General features: G+C 59.5%; 1 protein-coding gene. It reads right to left on the minus strand.

Features of this window, described 5'->3' with window-relative positions; all coding sequences use genetic code 11:
* On the minus strand, positions 1 to 301 hold a 301-nt coding region (locus ACFZPT_RS26625; RefSeq protein ID WP_379559117.1), incomplete at both ends, for an arginine deiminase-related protein.

Raw genomic sequence — 301 nt, forward strand, 5'->3', positions numbered from 1 at the left:
CGAGGAAGATGTTCACTCGTTCCAGGTGGCTCAGGTCGATGATGCTGGTGATCGCAAAGCGTTGTTCCAGGACCTGCAGCACCCCTTTATCGCGCTCCAGTCGTCGGTTCTGGCCTACCATCGGGTACAGCACCAGGCTGCCGTCGGCGTGGCTGCTCCACCAGTTATTGGGGAAGATAGAATCGGGGGTATGGGGTGCTGGCGTGTCCTGTACCACTAGCACTTCCACGCCATGGCGGCGCAGTGTGTCGACATACTCATCGAACTCCTCAAGCGCTTTCTGCTGTGCGCTGAGGGGGTC

It is taken from the genome of Pseudomonas sp. MD330_10 (assembly GCF_042610415.1).
Classification (GTDB): domain Bacteria; phylum Pseudomonadota; class Gammaproteobacteria; order Pseudomonadales; family Pseudomonadaceae; genus Aquipseudomonas; species Aquipseudomonas rhodesiae.